This is a genomic window from Pedobacter sp. UC225_65 (assembly GCF_042698365.1).
Classification (GTDB): Bacteria; Bacteroidota; Bacteroidia; order Sphingobacteriales; family Sphingobacteriaceae; genus Pedobacter.
Genome location: NZ_CP170550.1, coordinates 2,913,627 through 2,934,233, shown reverse-complemented (window position 1 = coordinate 2,934,233; position 20,607 = coordinate 2,913,627). Strand labels below are relative to the sequence as shown.

Annotated in this window: 13 protein-coding genes; 12 read left to right on the top strand and 1 reads right to left on the bottom strand. The window is 36.4% G+C overall.

Features of this window, described 5'->3' with window-relative positions; translation table 11 throughout:
- Nucleotides 1–151: 151 nt before the first annotated feature.
- From ACFJIZ_RS15370 to ACFJIZ_RS15355, 4 genes are all read left to right on the top strand, one after another.
- Nucleotides 152–3,574, top strand: coding sequence for a SusC/RagA family TonB-linked outer membrane protein (locus ACFJIZ_RS15370; protein WP_379085844.1), 3,423 nt, complete (start codon nt 152–154; stop codon nt 3,572–3,574).
- 12 nt (nt 3,575–3,586) lie between these two features.
- A complete protein-coding gene (locus tag ACFJIZ_RS15365) occupies nt 3,587–5,056 on the top strand; it encodes a RagB/SusD family nutrient uptake outer membrane protein (RefSeq protein ID WP_379085841.1) in 1,470 nt (489 codons plus the stop codon).
- 7 nt (nt 5,057–5,063) lie between these two features.
- Entirely contained in the window at nt 5,064–5,423 is a 360-nt protein-coding gene (locus ACFJIZ_RS15360; protein WP_379085838.1) for a RagB/SusD family nutrient uptake outer membrane protein, read from the top strand.
- A gap of 152 nt (nt 5,424–5,575) precedes the next feature.
- Nucleotides 5,576–5,791, top strand: a complete 216-nt coding sequence (locus tag ACFJIZ_RS15355) for a hypothetical protein (RefSeq protein WP_379085836.1) — start codon at nt 5,576–5,578, stop codon at nt 5,789–5,791.
- Nucleotides 5,792–5,835: 44 nt separating this feature from the next.
- Here the strand turns inward: ACFJIZ_RS15355 and ACFJIZ_RS15350 are convergent, their stop codons facing one another.
- Nucleotides 5,836–6,582 carry a DeoR/GlpR family DNA-binding transcription regulator gene (locus ACFJIZ_RS15350; RefSeq protein ID WP_379085833.1) on the bottom strand — a complete coding sequence of 249 codons (747 nt, stop codon included), beginning with the start codon at nt 6,580–6,582 and terminating at the stop codon, nt 5,836–5,838.
- A 627-nt stretch (nt 6,583–7,209) separates the two neighbouring features.
- On the opposite strand from ACFJIZ_RS15350, the gene ACFJIZ_RS15345 reads away from it, so the two are divergent.
- From ACFJIZ_RS15345 to ACFJIZ_RS15310, 8 genes are all read left to right on the top strand, one after another.
- Nucleotides 7,210–9,051 carry a hypothetical protein gene (locus tag ACFJIZ_RS15345; protein WP_379085830.1) on the top strand — a complete coding sequence of 614 codons (1,842 nt, stop codon included), beginning with the start codon at nt 7,210–7,212 and terminating at the stop codon, nt 9,049–9,051.
- A gap of 185 nt (nt 9,052–9,236) precedes the next feature.
- A complete protein-coding gene (locus ACFJIZ_RS15340; protein WP_379085827.1) occupies nt 9,237–10,925 on the top strand; it encodes a S41 family peptidase in 1,689 nt (562 codons plus the stop codon).
- Between the two features lie 338 nt (nt 10,926–11,263).
- The gene (locus ACFJIZ_RS15335; protein WP_379085824.1) at nt 11,264–14,230 is read left to right on the top strand and encodes a SusC/RagA family TonB-linked outer membrane protein; all 2,967 of its coding nucleotides are present in this window, start codon (nt 11,264–11,266) and stop codon (nt 14,228–14,230) included.
- Nucleotides 14,231–14,255: 25 nt separating this feature from the next.
- Nucleotides 14,256–15,707, top strand: coding sequence for a RagB/SusD family nutrient uptake outer membrane protein (locus ACFJIZ_RS15330; protein ID WP_379085821.1), 1,452 nt, complete (start codon nt 14,256–14,258; stop codon nt 15,705–15,707).
- A gap of 14 nt (nt 15,708–15,721) precedes the next feature.
- On the top strand, nt 15,722–16,153 hold the full coding sequence (locus tag ACFJIZ_RS15325) for a hypothetical protein (protein WP_379085818.1): 432 nt from the start codon (nt 15,722–15,724) through the stop codon (nt 16,151–16,153).
- 82 nt (nt 16,154–16,235) lie between these two features.
- The gene (locus ACFJIZ_RS15320; protein ID WP_379085815.1) at nt 16,236–16,973 is read left to right on the top strand and encodes a hypothetical protein; all 738 of its coding nucleotides are present in this window, start codon (nt 16,236–16,238) and stop codon (nt 16,971–16,973) included.
- Nucleotides 16,974–17,462: 489 nt separating this feature from the next.
- A complete protein-coding gene (locus tag ACFJIZ_RS15315; RefSeq protein WP_379085812.1) occupies nt 17,463–19,331 on the top strand; it encodes a TonB-dependent receptor plug domain-containing protein in 1,869 nt (622 codons plus the stop codon).
- Entirely contained in the window at nt 19,273–20,601 is a 1,329-nt protein-coding gene (locus tag ACFJIZ_RS15310) for a TonB-dependent receptor domain-containing protein (RefSeq protein ID WP_379085809.1), read from the top strand. The genes ACFJIZ_RS15315 and ACFJIZ_RS15310 overlap by 59 nt, the downstream gene beginning before the upstream one ends.
- The last annotated feature ends 6 nt before the right edge of the window (nt 20,602–20,607 follow it).

Below are 20,607 nucleotides of genomic sequence, written 5' to 3'. Positions count from 1 at the left end.
TTTTATAAAGTTGTAAAATACTTGCTAAAATTCTTTTATTAGTTAAATACATTAATGATATTTACGTAAGCATTTACTGTTTGCGTATTAATGCGTGTTTGTGAATGCGTGTAACAAAACAATAAATTTTACTATTAACTAAACTAATTTCATGAAAAAAAAGCTACTCATGTTTTTTATTGGGGCGTTTTTGCTGGCTGTACAAACTATGGCACAACAAATTACGGTAACCGGTAAAATAACTTCGACAGATGATGGATTACCCATTCCGGGCGTAACCATTAAAATTAAAGGTACGAGCACTGCTGTACAGAGTGGTACAGATGGCGCTTATAGTATCAAGGCCAATAAAGGAGATATCCTGCAATTTAGTTTTTTAAGTTTTACTACTCAAGAACGTACAGTCGGAACATCAACCGTTATCAATATGACATTGACACCGATCGATAAAGGTCTTGATGAAATTGTTATTGTTGGCTATGGCACGCAAAAGAAATCCAATTTAACTGGAGCCGTTTCTACCATCGATGTGAAAAAAACATTAGAAGGTAGGCCTATTGCTGATGTTGGAAGAGCATTACAGGGTTCCTCGCCTGGTTTAAGTATAGTAATACCAAGTGGAGAAGTTGGTTCTGACCCGATCATTAAAATTAGAGGACAAATTGGTTCAATCAGTGGTGGATCCGCTCCTTTGATCTTATTGGATAATGTGGAAATTCCAAGTATCCAGTTGGTTAATCCAAACGACATTGCTACCATTACTACATTAAAGGATGCGGCAGCCGCTTCTATCTATGGTGCAAAAGCAGCATTTGGTGTAGTATTGATTACTACAAAACAAGGGTCGAGTAATGGCAAAACACAGATCAACTATTCAAATAACTTTTCTTATCAAAACCCTTGGAAAGATTTGGAGATGGCAGATGTAAATGCCTTGAAATATACCTTGGATGCTGCAGAACGTATTGGTTCTACTACTCCACAAGGTGCATTTTATTATGTAGATCGTGCAAGTTATGAGAAGGCCGTTGCTTGGAAAGAAAAGTATGGCAGTACAATTGGATCAAATGACCCAACCGTTTTTGGAAGGGACTGGTATGTACAAGGACCTACAAATCAAAAAATGGGGGTAAGAACATATAACCCCTACGATATGATGGTAAAAGAATGGGCCCCTACACAACAACAAAATTTATCGATTGGTGGAACAACAGGCAAAACTACTTATAATGTAGGGTTGGCTTTGTTAGATCAGAGTGGGATGATGAAGCCGGCAAAATCTGACCAATTTACACGTTACAATGCTTCATTAAGACTAACTAGCGAACTAAATAAATACATCACTGCTCGCGCAGGTGCAATTTACTCGAGAAGAAATAAGGAATATGCTTATATCACGAATTCTACTACTGCGGATCCATGGTTATATCTTTACCGTTGGGGACCTCTTTATCCTTTAGGTAATGATGAAAACGGAGACCCTATCCGTAGTCCTGCTAGTGAAGCGGCAGCAGCAAATACCGCAAATATCTTGCAGAACTACATGAATTTTAACCTGGGTACTACGGTAAATATCATGAAAAATTGGAAAGTAGATTTCGATTATACATTTGCCAACCAAGAGCAGAACTGGAAACGCCCCGGCACACGATTTACAGCTAGGAATTCATGGGTAGCCCCTAAACAAAGATTCGATGTTAATGGCGCGCCTATCTATGTAAATGCAGAAGGACAAGTAGTGCCAGTGGGTACTAAAGATGCAATTGCTGCATTTGATCTTTCTAACGAGACGTATACGGCAATAGGTTCTAATCCAGACCATTTTTTCAGGTCAGCAGAGAATTTCAATCGCCATACGATCAATGCATTGACTACCTATAGCCTCAATGTTAAGCAAGACCATGACTTTAAATTTATCTTAGGTTTGAATAGGGTAGCAGATAATACTGAATCTCAATATACGCAGATCACCAATCTTACCGATATCATCAATCCGCAATTCAACTACGGTGTAGGAACAATTACAGGTGGTGGCGATAGGTATTGGGAGGCGCAACTGGGTTATTTTGGTCGTGTAAACTATGCGTATAAAAATAGATATCTTTTTGAGGCCAATCTACGTTATGATGGTTCATCTAAGTTTACTAAAGATTTATGGTGGAGGTGGTTCCCTTCGTTCTCAGCAGGATGGGTAGCCACAGAGGAGAAATTTATGCAATGGACAAAACCAGTATTGTCAATGCTGAAATTTAGAGGTTCATGGGGGTCTATTGGTGGTCAAACCGTACCCAATAACCTATATATATCTACCATGCCAGGTGGTCAGTCTAGTTGGATTGGCGGCGGAGGCACAAGGGTAAGTTATGTGGGTACACCTGCTTCGGTTTCGGCAAATATTACTTGGCAGGATATCGTAACAACTAACTTTGGTGTTGATGCAGGGTTCTTGAACAATAGTTTAAATCTAACTTTTGAAGCTTACCAAAGAAATACCGATAACATGATCGTGCCTACAGAGGGTATTCCTGCAACATTTGGAACAGGCGCACCTAGAGGAAACTTCGGGTCGATACAAACTAGAGGCTGGGAGTTGGGCATTGATTACAACCACAAGTTTAAAAATGGACTGGGAATTAATGTAAGGGCAAATATTTCTGATGCCAAATCAATCGTTACTTCATATGGAACAACAAAAAGCATCAATGATTATTATGTAGGTAAAACAATCGGCGAAATCTGGGGTTACCGTACCGATAGGTTATACCAAATGTCTGATTTTGAATTGGATGGAAATGGAAAACCTATATTAATTACATTAACTGCAGCTGAAAGTGCATTGAATGGCAATAAACAAGCCTATAAACTGAAAAGTGTAAACGGTGCAAAACCAGTTTACCAACCATTTGTACAAACGTCTGCTAATTTCCGTTATGGTCCTGGTGATGTGAAATTCAGAGACCTAAATGGAGATGGAGAGATCAGTAACGGAAGTGCATTGATAGATAACCATGGCGATTTAGAAGTGATTGGAAATTCTACACCGAGATATGAATATGGATTTAGGTTAGGAGCAGACTTTAAGGGATTTGATATCAGTGCATTTTTCCAGGGTGTGGGTAGCCGTAAAGTTTGGGGTAATGGTTTCTTGGCTATCGCTGGTTACAACTCTGGTGATGGTGCGATGCCTGCTGCTTTTGCTGATGACTATTGGACACCACAAAATACAGAGGCTTTTTATCCAGCAGCTTATAACAATGGTGGTAGCAATACAGCCAATAACATGCAGATACAAGATAGGTATTTGTTAAACATGGCTTATTTGAGACTTAAAAACCTAACCTTAGGATATACTTTACCTCAGTCTTTAGTTAAAAGGGTAGGTGTTAGTTCGCTAAGGGTTTATGGAGCATTAGAGAATTTCTTTACTTGGGATAAATTGGGCAAGCTACCTATTGACCCTGAAACGATCAATGGATATTCTATGTTCAATGACAGCAATTATAACTCAGGCCGTACAGGTACAGGAATACCTACTTTTAAAAGTGTTTCGTTCGGTGTTCAATTAAATTTTTAAAAAATTAAGAAGATGAAATATTTTAAATATATATACAGTTTAACTGTAGCATCGATGTTATTCGTTTCTTGTAACAAGGAAGTACTGGACCGACCTCCATTGACGAGTTATCTAGATGATAAATTTTGGAGAAACGAAGATGACATCCGCCTATATGGTAATGGCTTTTATACCAATTATTTTAATGGTTATAATTCTGGCTTTACGGTAGATTATACACCAGTTAGAGGATATACATTCTCGGATGATTTAACAGGAAAGAACGTACAGGCCAATTTTGAAAGTGCAATCCCGAGCTCTCGTAGTTCAACCTCAGAAACAGCAGAGTGGATGGCTACTTATGCAGGTCCAACTTGGAATTTTGCATGGGTTCGAAAAGCAAATATATTCCTAGATCGTTTAGATAATGTGGCAAAACCAAACCTCACTCCAGAGGCTTATAAACATTGGACAGCTATTGCTCGTTTTTTTAGAGGTTACGAATACAGTAGATTGGTGAGTGTGTTTGGTGATGTTCCATATTATGATAAGGTGATATCCGAAACGGATTTACCAGCATTGTACAAAGACCGCGACAGCAGGGGGGTAGTAATGGATAAGGTATATGACGATTTCAAGTATGTATTAGCCAATATCCGTGAAAATGATGGAGCACAATTTGTCAATAAATATGTGGCAGCAGCATTTATCTCGAGGTTTATGCTGTTTGAAGGCACCTATCAACACTACCATGGGTTAGATGCCGCAAGAGCAAAAAAATACCTAGAGTTTGCCGTAGAAGCAGCAGATATTGTAATGAGCAGTGGTAAATATAACTTTACCCGCGATTATAAATCATTGTTTACAAGCGATAATCTAGCCGGACATCCAGAGGTTTTATTGTACAGAGCTTACGATGCTGCCTTGACTTTAACCCATAGTATTGGTTCTTATCAGAATGGTACTGAGGTGGTCGGAGTTGATGCGAACTTGGTATTGATCAAATCTTTTTTGGCCAATGATGGTAAAGTATGGCAAAACTCTGCTGTACCAGCTGCAAACTCATTCACTATCGCCGATTTGGTAAAAACAAGAGACCCACGTTTTGAGGCTTCATTTATTGATAGACCTCTGGCCTCTTCAGCAACATTGTTGTATGGTTATAAGTTTGCATCTAGAGAAGCGATAACTTACATTGGCAAAACTTATCCTGCAGCATGGGGCAGTAATACCAATACCAGTGATGCACCAGTAATCAGATTGGCAGAGGTGGTACTGAATTGGATTGAAGCAAAGGCAGTTCTAGCACAATATCTGAGCGGAACTCCAATTACCCAAACCGATTTGGATAAGTCAATCAATGCAATTAGAAATAGACCATTAGATGCAGCAGCAGTCGCAAAAGGAGTGCAAAAAACTGCTCCTTTAACTTTAGGGGCCCTACCTAATGATCCAACTCGTGATGCTGATGTACCTGAAATGATTTGGGAGAATCCGTCGTGAAAGACGCATGGAGTTTGTCTTCGAACACACAAGGTTACTAGACCTAAAGAGATGGAAAAAACTGACGAACATGAATTTCAGTACCAATCCTGATTATTTCTTAGGCCCTTGGGTAAACCTTCCTGTAGAATTACCAAGTTATTTAACTGCAGCCAACGTAAATAGGGTTAGGGTAAAAAAGGAAGACGGTACAATTGTTACCTATAATGGAACTAATGCAAGTGCAATGGTTGGATATTGGATGGTTGAAAATGCGAGCAACAGAAATGCATTCACTGACCGTTCATACCTTTCTCCTGTAGGGCAATCGCAAATTGTCCAATACTCGGAAAAAGGTTATAAATTAACACAGACTACTGGTTGGTAGTCTATTATTTATGATTGAAAAGGGGCTGTCTTCTTAGATAGCCCCTTTTTGTTATCCGACAATTTAAGCCATATCCACTTTTGGGTAACTTGATAAATTATCTTATGTTTTCACGCTTAATTTCCTACTTTTGCACTAAATCATTTTAAACCATGGCAAGCTTTACACTTACACCTGAAACCTGGGAAAGAGTTAAAATCAAATTTCTAAGAAAATACCGTGATTTAGCTCAAGCAGATCTTTCATTTACTCCTGGTCAAGAAGATCAATTGGTAAAACAATTAATGCAATTGGTTAAAAGAGACGAAGGCTATATAGAATTTACTATAAAAAAGGCCCTTGCAGATGCGAAGGGTAATAGGCTATAGCACGAAATCTTGTGCGCCAAGCCACTTATTGGCTAACATTACAACTATAGAATCTGAATATTCTTAACTTGATAGCTTTCAAGTTTTTGGTCATTTGGTTCTAGTTCCGTGATGAGATAGGTAATGTTTTCTAGGGCCGCCACCTTTAACCTTAAAGAAATATTCAATTTTTCAGAAATACACAATACAGCAGCTTTTTTAGAAGAGCTGAGCATTTTCTTCTTTAACTGATTAATTTCCCAATCTGTATCAGTTAATCCACTTTGAGGATGTAATGCACTGGTTCCCATCAAACAAAGGTCTGCATTGATTTCAGCCAATTGGCTAATTACATGGCCTCCATAAGTAATCTGCGAGTTTTTACTAAAGAGCCCACCTATTAAAATGACCTCAGCCCTTGGGTATTTAGCAAGCTCTACCGCAACCAAAGGGCTAATGGTAAAGAAGGTGGCTTGTAGGTTTTCTGGAAGCTGTTTTACCAATTCGATAATAGTTGTTCCTCCCCCAGTTAAGATAACCATGCCATCTTTAATCAAAGAGATAGTTTTTTTGGCAATGGCAATTTTTGCTTCTTTTGCATAAACAGTACTGTCGTCAAAAGACGAATGATAAGACTTAGAAAGCGCACCACCATGTACCTTATATAAGAAATTATCATCAGATAGTTCTTGAAGGTCTCTTCTAATGGTATCCTCAGATACATTTAACAATTGCACAAGATCAGATGTCAGTACCCTATTATGGAGGTTAATCTGCCTCATAATTAAATCATGTCTCTCCTTTTTTAACATTTTGCAGCGTTTGGATAATCAATAAAGCACCAGATCAATTGATGTGATGGATTTGAGTTCTAAAGTAATAAAATAGTTACTCCTTTTGGACATAAATATAAACAAGCCCTTATTTTTAGTTGCTGGTATGCAAATAATGAAATCTTCCAATGGCTTATAAATGCATGAGCGCAATGGTTTTGTTAGTTTCTAGCCTAGTTAATTGCTATTTAGGTGAAGTATAAATTGTTTAATAAGTATACCTTATATATATGTATACATAAAATGTACCTTCTGTTATCGTATCCAGAAAACCACAAGGTAAAGCATAGCTTATCATTAAACCCAATTAAGATTTGATGGCCAATAACTTAAAGTTTAGGGTTAATGATATCAAAAAATAAAAAAAAAATAAAAAAATTGGTAATATTAAAACTAAAGTTGATATTTGTTGCCGGATACAAAGTTTTTTTAGGTAAGGGATATACCAACCTTAAACATTAAGATAATTAAAAAAAATATTTTTTTTAATTATCGTTTTAAGTGTATATTCGTACCATGAATTAATTATGGTTCAACAGGGAATGCTGAAAACTGTACTAAGAGTAAGCGAGAAAAAAAGAAAATAAATTTATTAACTCTAAGATTATGAGAAAAGTTTTATTAACTGTAATGATGGTGAGCTCTCTTCTAGCGTTTAACGCTTGTAAGAAAGATGGAGCTCAGGGTCCTGCAGGTCCTGCTGGCGCTACAGGTGCTACGGGTGCTGCTGGTGCAGTAGGTCCTGCTGGTGCTGCTGGTGCTAACGGAACCAAAATTTTACCTACAACGGGTGCTCCGGCTGCAACTTTAGGTGCTACTGGTGACTACGCGTTTGATTCTGCTACAAAAATGTTTTATGGTCCAAAAGGAGCTACTACATGGCCTGCAGGTATCGCTTTAAGTGGTGCTAACGGTGCAACTGGTGCTACAGGTGCAACTGGTGCTGTTGGTGCAACTGGTGCAAATGGTGTTGATGGTTCGAAATTCATTTCTGGTCCAAACGCTCCAACTGCTGCTGATGGTAACATCGGTGATTTCTATTTTGCTACTTCAACTTCAACTTTCTACGGTCCAAAAACTGCAGCTGGTTGGGGAACAAACACAATTCCATTGGGTACAGCTTATGCAGCTAAAACCTATACTATTACTAGAGGTTTTGAAGGTGTAACTGAGGTTGCAGGTTCTAAAGCTTATGGTGATGTTGTTACAGAAACTCCTGGTGCTGTTAACATTTTCTCTTCTTATACAGTAACTGCTAATGATATGATCCGTATCAATCAATATGGCGCTGCTGGATGGGCTAAAAACAGAGAGATGATTTTCGAAACTAACCCTGGTAGTGGAATTTGGAACGCTGTTCCAACAAACGGTAACTTAGTAGCTCCAAATGCTGGAACTTTAGGTGGTCCTGGTACTCCATTCCAAGTAGGTCGTAAATTCAGATATTCTGAAAACAGAACTTTAGTTGGTGGTTATCCTGTTGCTGAGTTTACTTTAACTCAAGATGACATTGATAGATTAACAGTAAATGCTGGAGCTGCATTTGGTTATTTAACTTATGCTCAAGCTGATTTAGCTACTGTAGCTTTAGGTTCTACTTTGAACTTCTCTAGCACTAAAAACGTAAATGTAGTTCCTGCAACTAGCGGTAGCAACTATCACGTTAAATATACTGCTCAGACTAAGTTTAACTTGAACACTCTAGTTCCAAACTATGAGAAATACAAACAAGATGGTAAAGTATTCGTGAAATACAAATATTACGGAGACAATACTTCTGGAAACAATGCAATAATCCACAACAGCGGTAGTGCAGGTTGGATTGATTTAACTACTTATGCTAACTCATATGTACTTGGTACAGGTGGTTATGGTACTGCAGGTGTTACTGATGCTAATCCATTTACTTTAGCTGGTGCTGCTACTAATAACTTCATGGGTTCAGGTGCTGCTCTAGGTGTAGCTGGTTCTGTAGTAACTGTAGGTGTTGACCAAGTTGGTACAGTAATCAATACTATTGCTCGTCCTCAAGTTTTTGATAAAGGTAATGTTGTAATTAACTGGGATATCAACAGTGGTAGCAACATGGCTTCTGCTCCAACTGCAACTCCTTTCGGTCCAATGACTTTAACTAACCCTACTAACAGTGTAGAAAACTTAGTTACTGGTGCTGGAAGATATACAGTTGTTCTTGATGGTGTGAGAGTTGCTCGTGCTTTCGAAACTACTTATTATAGCGCTCCTCAACTTACATCTAACAAAACGATTACAGCAGGTAACATTGATGTAATTAATATTACAGGTGGTAAAGATGCATCTTACTTCACTAATACTAAATTAGTACAAGTACAAGTATTCGTAATCCCAGGTGATGTGATTACTGCTTTAAAAGCTAAAGGTGTTGATACTAACAACCCTAACGCAATTAGTGCAAACATTAAATTATAATTATTAATCTTTAGAGTTAAATTATATATAATTTAATGCAAGCAGCTCCTCTAATGAGGGGCTGCTTTTTTATTTAAAGGCAATAAAAGGCTTTGGTTCAAAAACTAAAGCCTTTTTATTGTTTATCCATTTTTGTACATTTACCATTCTCTCTATAGTTAAAAGGATAAAGAATAAGGATTGATATGAGTAAATTAAAATTTGGAGTTATTGTTGGCTTACTGAGTTTGGCTGGAATATCATTTTCGTTTAAAGATGATTTATTTCTAGTATCTAAGAACTTAGATATTTTCGCATCCTTATATAAGGAAATCAACCTTAATTATGTAGAAGAGACAAACGCTTCTGAGTTGATGCGTAATGGTATTGATGCCATGTTACAAGGTTTAGAACCTTACACCGAATATATTCCGGAATCTGAGATTGAAGATTACAAATTGAAGTATGTGAGTACACAATATGGAGGTATCGGTGCAGGCACATTATTCATAGACAACAAATTGTTTGTAAATGAGGTAAGTGAAGGTAATCCTGCAAATAAACAAGACGTTAGGCCAGGAGACCAAATTTTAAAAATCAATGGAATTGAAACAACAGGTAAAGACCGAAACCAGATCAGTCAGTTGTTACGTGGACCAAAGAAATCTGTAGCCGAACTGGTATTGATTAGAGATGGTGTTACAATGACCAAGATATTGGTTAGAGAAGAAATCAAACAACCTAATGTTTCGTACTATGCAATGGTCGGCGACCAAGTTGGTTACATTAGATTAGATAAATTCTTAGAAAATTCTGGGCAAGAAGTAAAAGATGCACTAGTAAGCTTAAACAAAGAGCAGCCAAAAGGCATTATACTTGATCTTAGAAACAATGGTGGTGGTATTTTACAAGAAGCTGTTAAGATTGTTAACTTGTTTGTACAGAAAGATGTATTGATCGTTGTTCAGAAAGGAAGAAATCCAGAAAAAACAGTTAGTTATAAAACATTAAATGAACCCATTTCGCCTCAAATACCATTGGTGGTTTTGGTTAATGGTTCTTCGGCTTCTGCATCTGAGATTGTTGCAGGTGCATTACAAGATTTAGATAGGGCAGTAATCATTGGCCAAAGAAGTTATGGTAAAGGCCTAGTTCAACAAACTTTTAATCTACCATATAATAGCCTAGTTAAAGTTACCGTAGCAAAATACTTTACACCATCAGGAAGATGTATACAAGCATTAGACTATGCGCATAAAGATCAGAATGGCTCAGCAGAGAAGTTCGCAGACTCTCTTATGAAAGCTTTTTCAACCAAAGCTGGAAGAACAGTATATAATGGAAATGGGGTTTATCCAGATGTATTTGTAGAACCTTCTACATTAAGTCCAATTACCATTTCATTATTGACAAAGAATTTATTTTTTGATTATGCTAACCTATATAGAAAAGGACATAAAGAAATCGCAAATGCTAAAACATTTCAACTTTCAGATGCAGATTATACTTCTTTTTTAGCTACGTTAACAGGTAAAGACTATAGCTATAATTCTACAACTGAAAAATTAATCAACGATTTAACAGCCGAAGCGCAAAAAGAGAATAAACTCGCTGCTGTTAAAACTGATATAGATGCCTTAAAAGATAAAATGCTATCAGCAAAAAAAACAGATTTGATTACACATAAAGCTGAAATCAAAAAGATTTTGGAGACACAGATCATAAGTCGGTATTATTTTGAAAAGGGTAAGATAGAACAAGCTTTCCAATATGATAAAGAAGTGATAAAAGCTAAATCGCTTTTTGTTAATCAACCTACAATGTTAACGATCTTAAAGGGCGATGGTTCTTATAAAATCATCGGAAGTCCAAAATCAAATATTTCGGAAAACTAAATGTATTTAGTTGCTATAAATAACTAATGATACGTAATCTAGTTAAGTTGTTGTTCCAAATTGATTAACTAATAGGGTAATTTTTTCTTACATATCCTCTTCTAATAGCTATAAATTTAACAAATAGATAATGCTATTGTTCAATTGAGTAAAAGGAAGCGTCCTCATGAACGTTAATTTTTAAAATGATTTTGGTGTTTATTTGTCATTAAAGTGTTTGTTTTCAGTTGTTTATGACTTTAAATTCGAATTTTAACATTTCGGAATTTTGAATAGTGGCTACTTTTGCCCATATTTAACCATTAAATATTATTTATTAACCCTAAACTTATTAATTTATGAAAAAACTTATACTTAGTTTGTTCATTCTGTTGGGTGTGGCCACTGCTGCACTTGCGCAAGATAGAACTATAACAGGTAAGGTTACAGGCGCAGATGATGGTTTACCAATTCCATCAGCTACCGTAAAGGTAACGGGAACACAAATTGCTGTTCAAACCAATGCAGAAGGACTTTATTCCATCAAAGTTCCATCTACTGCTAAATCATTAGAGTTTTCTTACGTAGGCTACACTCCAATAACTGAGGTTATCGGCAACAAAGCCCTTATTAATGTACGTTTGACAAGCTTCAATGAACTTAGCGAAGTAATTGTAACTGGTTTTGGCCAGAGAGTTTCTAAGAGAGATATCACTGGTGCGGTATCTAGTATTGGATCAAAGGAAATTGAAAAAACTCCTATTTTAGGCTTTGATAGAGCTATGCAAGGAAGACTTCCAGGTGTAAGGGTAACTACCAACTCTGGTACCCCAGGTTCATCTGTAAGTGTATTGATTCGTGGTGTTGGTTCGATTAACGGAACCACAACCCCTCTGTACATTGTTGATGGTATCCAAGTAGTTTCTGGTGACCAAACTAGAAGTCAAGCAACTTCAAACATTTTAAATGGTCTAAACCCAGATGATATCGAGTCAATCGACGTATTGAAAGATGCATCTTCTGCCTCAATCTATGGATCACAGGCAGCAAATGGTGTTGTAATTATTACTACAAAACGAGGTAAACAAGGTAAAACACAATTTGATTTCAGTAGCTATTTTGGTTTCGCAGAAGAAACAAACAGACAAAAAGTGTTAGATGGACCAACTTGGTTAGCTATTTATCAAGAAGAATATGCCAATAGATATGGAGCAAATAGCTCTCAACTTAATTCTGTAAAAGCAACTTATGGTGCTGATCCTGCTGCTGCTCCTACCTATAACTGGTATGATGAGATTTATCGCAAAGGTCAAACTCAAAATTATCAATTAACTGCTCGTGGCGGTGATGAGAAGACTAAATTTTACATTTCTGCAGGTATGTTTAACCAAAAGGGTCAACAAATCTTGCAAGATTTTAAAAGAGGAACATTTAAATCTAACTTAGAGCACAATGTAAGCGAGAAATTGTCTTTAGAGGCAAATATCAACCTAAGTACTTTCACACAAAACGGAACATTTAGTGGTTCTTCATTCGGAAACCCTGCATTTGCTGCAAACTTTGTAGTTCCAATTAACCCAATTTATACTGCAAGTGGTGATTACAACGAACCATTGTTAGGTGCATTGCCTACCAATGCGATCAAGTCATCTGCTTATAATATCAATAAAGCAGTTACTAATCAATTACAAGGTATCTTTGCTTTGAACTACAAAATCATTAAAGACTTAAAGTTCCGCGCAACTGGTGCTATTGATTATGGTAACATTAAAGAATATAGCTATTGGGGTCCTAGAACACAAGATGGTCAGTCTTATAATGGATTGTATACCCAATTAGATACGGAATTTAAAAACTATCAAACAAATGCTACCTTAAACTATAGCCATTTATTTGGAGATAAACATAAGTTAACTGCATTAGCTGGTTTCGAATATCGTCATCAGGTAAACAATAACTTCAATGCAGCGAAATCAAATTTCCCTAACTATTTGTTTAGAACCTTAAATGCTGGTGGTACATTACAATCTACTGGATCTAGTTATACAGAATTCAAAACTTTAGGATACTTTGCTAGAGCTGAGTATACATTTGATGACAAATATATCATCAATGGTACTATCCGTTATGATGGTAACTCAAGATTCGGTGCTGAGAACAAATTCGGTATATTTGGTTCAGGTTCATTAACTTGGAGGGTATCTAAAGAAAACTTCTTAAAAGATGTGAACTGGTTAACAGACTGGAAATTAAGAGCTAGTTACGGTAAAGTAGGTAACTCTGGTTTAGGTAACTTTGCTTCGTTGTCTCTTTATGGATCAAACACAGGCTACAATGGTATTTCGGGTATCAGTCCAGGGGGCTTAGCTAACGTAAACTTAACATGGGAAGATAGTTATACTTTAAACTTGGGTACGGATGTATCTTTGTTTAAAAACAGATTAAGTTTTACTGCTGAAGTTTACAACAGATTGAGTAAAAACTTGTTGTTGGCACGTACATTGCCTCAAACAAGTGGATATACTAGTGTAAGTGACAATGCGGGTGAAATGAGAAACCGTGGTGTTGAGTTCCAGATTAATTCAGAAAACTTAGTAGGTAAATTCAGATGGAGTACTTCATTTAACATTACTTATAATAAGAACAAAGTGTTGAAATTGATTACCGATGATTTGGACCCTCGTTTCCAAGCTGTAGGGAATTCATATACACGTGTTTTATCATATAAATACGCAGGGGTAAATCCAGCAGATGGTAGGCCAATGTGGTATGACCAAAACATGAATCTAACTTACAATCTAACATCAAATGATAGATATATTATTGGTGACACTCAGCAAAAATTCTTTGGTGGTTTCTCAAATAATTTCTCTTATAAAGGTATCGGCTTAGATTTCTTCTTCCAATATGCAACAGGTTTCCTATTACAGGATCAGAATAAAAACTTTACAGATTCTTATGGTTATGCTGCAAACATGAGTCAGGATATGTTAAGAAGATGGACTGCTCCAGGACAGATTACTGATATTCCTGCTGCTTATGCTGGTGGTAATTATGTAACTGGCGGTTTAGCTTCTACAGCCTATAGCCAACTTTCTACACAATGGTTAAAACCAGGCGATTATATCCGTTTAAAAGAGGTAAAAGTTTATTATAATCTACCAGCTTCATTTATTGCAAAAGCTAAATTGTCATCTGTAAGAATTTATGCTACAGGTACTAACTTGGCTACTTGGACTAAATATACTGGTATAGACCTGAAACTCAGGTTACTGATAATGGTGGTGTTCCACAAGCGAAGACTTTCACATTTGGTTTCCAAGTAGGGTTTTAATATAAATTAGAAAAGAAATGAAAAAATTAAAATATATAATTGCTTTAGGTCTGGGGTTATCTGTAACATCATGTACAAAAACACTCGATGTTAATCCTCAAGACTCAATTGATGCAGGAAATGCATTAACCACAATTACAGGTGTAAATAGTTTGTTAGCTACTGTATATTCAAACTTAAGGGCTACTACTTATTATGGAAATTCATATAAGATAGTTCCAGATATCATGGCCGATAATATCTATCCTATACCTGGCTTAAACTCTAACAGATTGATTAATGAGTCTGTGAATGCACCACGTGCGCACATGGCTAACTGGGGTCTTTATACCTCAGCTATCAATCAGGTAAATTTGGTAATTGATGCAGTAAACAATGTTTCTGGTACTGCAGCAGAGAAAAGCAAGATATTAGGACAAGCTTATGGATTAAGAGGGCTATTCTATTGGGATATGGTTAAACTTTATGGTTATAATCCTGCCCATCCAGTAGGTAGCTCTAACTTAGGTGTGCCTATCATTACTGTTCCGACCAAGACTTTAGGAGAGGTTACTTTTCCTAAAAGAAATACAGTTGAAGAAGTATATGCTCAAATTGAGAAAGATCTTTTAGCTGCGGAAACAGCATTGGACGCTTCGGTTGCTGCTCCTTATTACATGTCTAAACCAGCTGTACAAGCAATTTTGGCTAAGGTTTATTTATATTGGGGTAAAAATGACAAAGCTGCAGTCTATGCAGATAAGGTTATTCAGGCAAGAGGTAACACGTTTGTAGCTGGTGCTGATTATGCAGGAATGTACTATAAAGATTCGAATCCAGAAGCAGTATTTGAATTGGCAATGTTACTTCCACAGATGGCAGGAATAAATGGGTTGCAATCTTTTTATTCTCAATATCCAGCAGATTATGGTAAACGTCAGGATCAAACTGCTTTTGATAACAATGCAGAGCCTAAAGTTGGATATGGTGATTTTACACCAACACCAGAATTGTTAGCACTGTATGAGTCAGGAGATGTAAGAAGAGGTACAATTACAACAGGTAAAAAAAGTAATACAGTTGTAAATTATGTAAGAAAATATACGCCTACACAAGGAAATAACTTTTTACAGAACATCGTAATCTTCCGTATCTCTGAAATGTACCTAATTAGAGCAGAAGGTAATCTTAGAGCAGGTACCAACACAGGTGCAACACCTCAAGCGGATTTGGATAAAATCAGAACAAGAGCTGGATTGACTTCTGTTCCGGTTACACTTGATGCTATCTTAAAAGAAAGAAGAATCGAATTGGCATTTGAAGGCGATAGATGGTTTGACCTAGTTCGTTTGGGTATGGACGTACCTAAAAGTACCGCTTTAGGTGCAATTGCTCCAATTGCCTATAACACAGATTATAGAATTTTAGCACCACTGCCTGTAGCAGAATTAAGTGTAAACCCTAACCTAGTTAACAACGCTGGTTATTAATTTAAAAGATCAACATGAAAAAAATAACATATTTCATCTTACTTTTTGTAGCTATTCTATTTGGTAGTTGCAAAAAATATAAAGTCGTATATGACGCAGACTCTGTAATTGAGTTTAAGCCAATTACTGTAACTTTAGCAAAGGGAACAGTTACTACCCCAGGTACAACAACTGTTTTGGTACAGTTAGTTGGCCCGCAACAATCTACGGATATTGCTGTTCCTTATACTATTGATGCAACTAGTACAGCTATTGCTGGTACGCACTTTACTACAAATACTAGTGGTACAGTAACTATACCTGCTAATAAAAGTACGGGCTCAATTGTAATTACAGCTATTCCAGCTAACGTTACTTCAGCTAAGAAGTTAATCCTTGTATTATCTGATGGCGCAGCAGTACCTGTAAGCCAGAACTATAAGAAAAGTACAATTACTATTCAGTAAGAGATCATTGAAAGTTAAAAAGGGAGAGCGTAATAACTCTCCCTTTTTTTCGTTATATTTATTTTAAAATTAAATCTGTATTATGAAACCAAATAGAAAAATAACTTACACCGTGCTTGCATTAACCATTATGTTATGCTATGCAAATTTATCTTATGGTCAATTGAAGCCGTTAGTAGAAGGTTATATTCCAAGTGCTTTAAATACGATGGATATTACAGGTAAGGTTTGGAGACAAGTTGGTTATTCCGAACTTTCAGGTAGCCCTTACCTATCAAGTGAATGGGGAAAAGGAATAGTTAAACTAGCTAACAATAAAGTAACCAATGGTATCGACTTGAAGTATGATCAAATTGCAGATGTACTTTTATATAAAAACTCAAAAGATGAGGTGATGGAAATCGCAGAACCTGTTGCAGAGTTTAAGATTGCCGTTAAAACTAAAAAAGGAGAAGAGGAACATTTATTTAGAACTGGGTTTAAGCCTGTTGGAAACAATAAAGAATCTAGCTTTTATGAAGTGTTATCAGATGGTAATGTTAAGTTTTTAAAGAAAACAATCAAATTTATCACTGAAGAGAAGGAATATAATTCTTCTACAGTAGTTAAAAAGATCAATGATAAGATTGCTTATTATATCGTAAAACCTGATGAAGCACCAATTTTAGTGAGCAAGACGGAGAAAGATATATTAGGAGCGATTAATGATAAAAAAATAGAATTAACCAATTACATCAGCGAGAATAAGCTGAACCTAAAAAAAGAAGAGGATATTCTAAAATTATTGGAGTATTACTTCACGATTACCAAAAAAGCTTAAGATTCGGCTTATAGAATAAGTAATAAAGCTAACTTTAAACAAAAGGCCCCATTAATCAATGGGGCCTTTTGTTGTTAATAAGCGGTTAGTGCTCAAATTCCCTTATATAGATGTATGTATAAAACCAAAGCAATACTATCAAATTCAAATAGATTAAAAATAGATGTAAAATTATTGCAGGTTATGATAATTGCCTGTTATATAGTTTCTTGAATTATCTACAATAGAATCCCCTAAGATTTGACCTGTTCAACTGAAACTTTTCTTTAACTAAACATAATTTTAAACTAAATTTTAAGTTAAAAAAATGCGCTAAAAGTTGAATGTTACAACCAGAAGTGTTAAAATATGTTAAAATTTAATTCGCTGCTAATCAGTAAGATGTGGTGTTTTTGCTGTAAAAAACTAGCAATATCATTTGATTGTAATATACTTTTAACCATATTTAGGTATTAAATAACTATTAACTAATCTAAAATTTATTAATTCATGAAAAAACTTGTACTAAGTTTATTCATTTGGTGTGCAGTTACTGTTGCCGCACTTGCGCAAGAGCGTACAGTAACAGGAACAGTAACATCAAGTGAAGACGGATTGCCAATTCCAGGCGCATCTGTAAAAGTAAAAGAAGCTCCATCAGCAGTGGTGGCAACCGGTCCAGACGGAAAATTTTCATTAAGAGTTCCAGCTAATGGAAAAACATTAGTCATTACTTATCTAGGTTTTCTTTCTAAAGAAGTGGCGATTTCAGCTAATGGCGCTATTAATGTGAGCCTAGTTCCAAACACGCAGACTTTGGGCGAAGTAGTAGTTACTTCTGCTTTAGGTGTTTCTAGGACAGAAAGATCTGTGGGTACTGCACAACAAAGCTTAAAAGCAGAAGAAATAACTCAGGCCAGACAACCGGATTTAAATACTGCATTAGCGGGTAAAATTGCTGGTGTTCAGGTTTTAGGAGGTTCAGGTGCTCGTTTTGGTACTTCATCTATCCGTATCAGAGGTATCAATAGTATTGCAGGTGGTGCAGATCCTCTATTTGTTGTAGATGGTGTTGTAGTTCCTTCTACCAGTGTGAACATGGATGATGTAGAAGACCTAACCGTATTAAAAGGTCCAGCAGCAACCTCTCTTTATGGTCAACGTGGTGACCAGGGTGTGGTAGTAATCAAATCAAAAGCGCCAAGTAAAAAAGGATTTGGAATTGATGTAAACCACAGTACTACATTTGAAAATGTAGCTGTTTTACCAAAATTCCAAAATGAATATGGTGGTGGTGCAAGCCAAACCTGGAGTACTTTTGTTTACAATCCGGCAACAGATCCAGCTGCTTTATCAGCAATGAATGGTGCAAGATATTACAACTATTCATATGATGAGAGTTGGGGGCCAAAATTTGATGGTAAACCTTATGCTCCATTTTATGCTTGGAACAAATTTGATCCAGACTATGCCAAACAAGTACCTTATGTGGCATTTAAGAATAACATCAGAGATTTCTACGAAACTGGTATAGAAAACAATACAAACGTAGCTTTTTCACAAGCAACAGATAAATTCAGTACTAGGGTTTCTTATACCAATTTAAATCGTACTGGTGTTTCTCCAAATACCAACATGGATGCAAATCGTTTGAGTTTCAATAGTGTTTTTACACCTCTTTCTAAGTTGAAATTTGCTGCAAATGTGAATTACAATGTAATTAACTATTTTAATAGACCAGCTGAAGGTTATGGTACACAGACCGCTGGTTCATTTAACCAATGGTTCCATAGGGATGTAGATATCGAAAAATTAAAGAACTATAAAAACCCAGATGGTACTTTTACAAGTTGGAACATTACCAGTCCAAGAAACGTAGCGCCTAAATATTGGGATAACCCATATACAGAGGCCTATGAAAATACAGCTACAAGTAATAGTTCAAGAATCTTTGGATTTTTACAGGCATCATATAATTTTATTCCTGAGTTGACATTAGATTTTACAGCTAAAGGTAACTATTCAAGTGGTAGAGGTGAAGGTAGAACTGCATCAGGTACACTTAATTTAGAATCATACAACACTAACCAATCACGTTCTAGAGAGAACAACTATGTTGTGGATTTATTGTTCAAAAAAGATGTAGGTGATTTCTCATTCAATGCTGGTGCATATGGAGAGTTGCGTATCAATTATGATGAAGCAATCTCAGTAAGTACTGCTGGTGGATTTACAGTACCAAACTACTACAATATTTCTGCTTCTAAGGACAGACCAAATACTTCTAGCTCTTATTCTAATAAAAAAGTAAGAAGTCTCTATGCTTTTGGATTCTGCGGGTTTCAAAAACTTCTTGTTCTTAGATTTGAATATTCGTAACGATTGGTCTTCTTCATTACCTAACGCTAACAACTCTTACCTATATGGTGGCGGTTCATTGGCATTTGTATTTACCGATCTTTTGCCAAAAAGTGATATCTTCTCTTTTGGTAAAGCAAGTTTTGCTTTCGGTCGTACAGGTTCTGATATTGGTCCATACAATATTTATCAAGTATACAGTTCGGCAGGTTTCTATGGTACAAATCCATCGTTAACTGTACCAAACCAAATTCCTAACGAAAATTTAAAACCAGCCTTATCTGACGCGTTAGAAGCAGGTATGGAATTAAAATTCTTAAAAAATCGCTTGAGATTGAATGCTAATTATTTTGATCGTACTTCAAGAGACCAAATCCTTTCTGTTACACTTCCTTCAACCACTGGATTTTCTAGTGCATTGATCAATGCTGGAGAGGTTTCTTCAAAAGGATGGGAATTTAGTGTTGGAGGTACGCCAATCAAAACCAGTTCACTTACATGGGATTTGAATGCTAACTTCTCAACCAATAAAAATAAAATTGTTGAGTTGTATCCAGGTGTAGATAACTTCCAATTTGGTTCATTCGGCTATCAAGGTACACCATTGATCAGGGTTGAACGTAGAGTAGACCATGCTTGGGGAGAGATTGTTGCTGGTGGTTTCAAAAGAGACGATAAAGGAAATACCCTTATTGATGATGATGGTATGCCAATAATTGAAGAAGGACATAACTTGGGAACTTTCGTTCCAAAAATGACAGGTGGTTTTACTTCTTCAGTAACGTATAAAAACTTTACTGCTGGTTTCTCACTAGACTTCCAAATTGGTGGTAAATTATTCTCGGTAACCAATGGTAACCTAGAAGGCTCAGGTTTGGCAGAAGTAACTGCTGGACTAAACGACAAAGGAAACCCTAAAAGAGATCCAGTTGCCAATGGTGGTGGTATCTTAGTTCCGGGTATTCGTGAGTCTGACGGTAAACCAAATACAACTTATGTGGATCCACAAGACTATTATGAAGGTCATATTCCTTATGCATGGCAAGAAAGAACTTACGATGCAACTTATGTGAAATTAAGAGAAGTAACCTTAGGTTATAATCTTCCTTCAAAACTCGTTTCTAGATTTAAAGCTCAAAGAGCATCTATTTCACTTATCGCTCGTAATCCTTGGTTGGTATACAGCAAGATCAAAGGGATTGACCCTTCTGAATCGGCCGGTAACTGGAATGAAGGTGGTCAATTACCTGGAACAAGAACAATCGGTCTTAATTTGAGAATTACATTCTAAACTTAG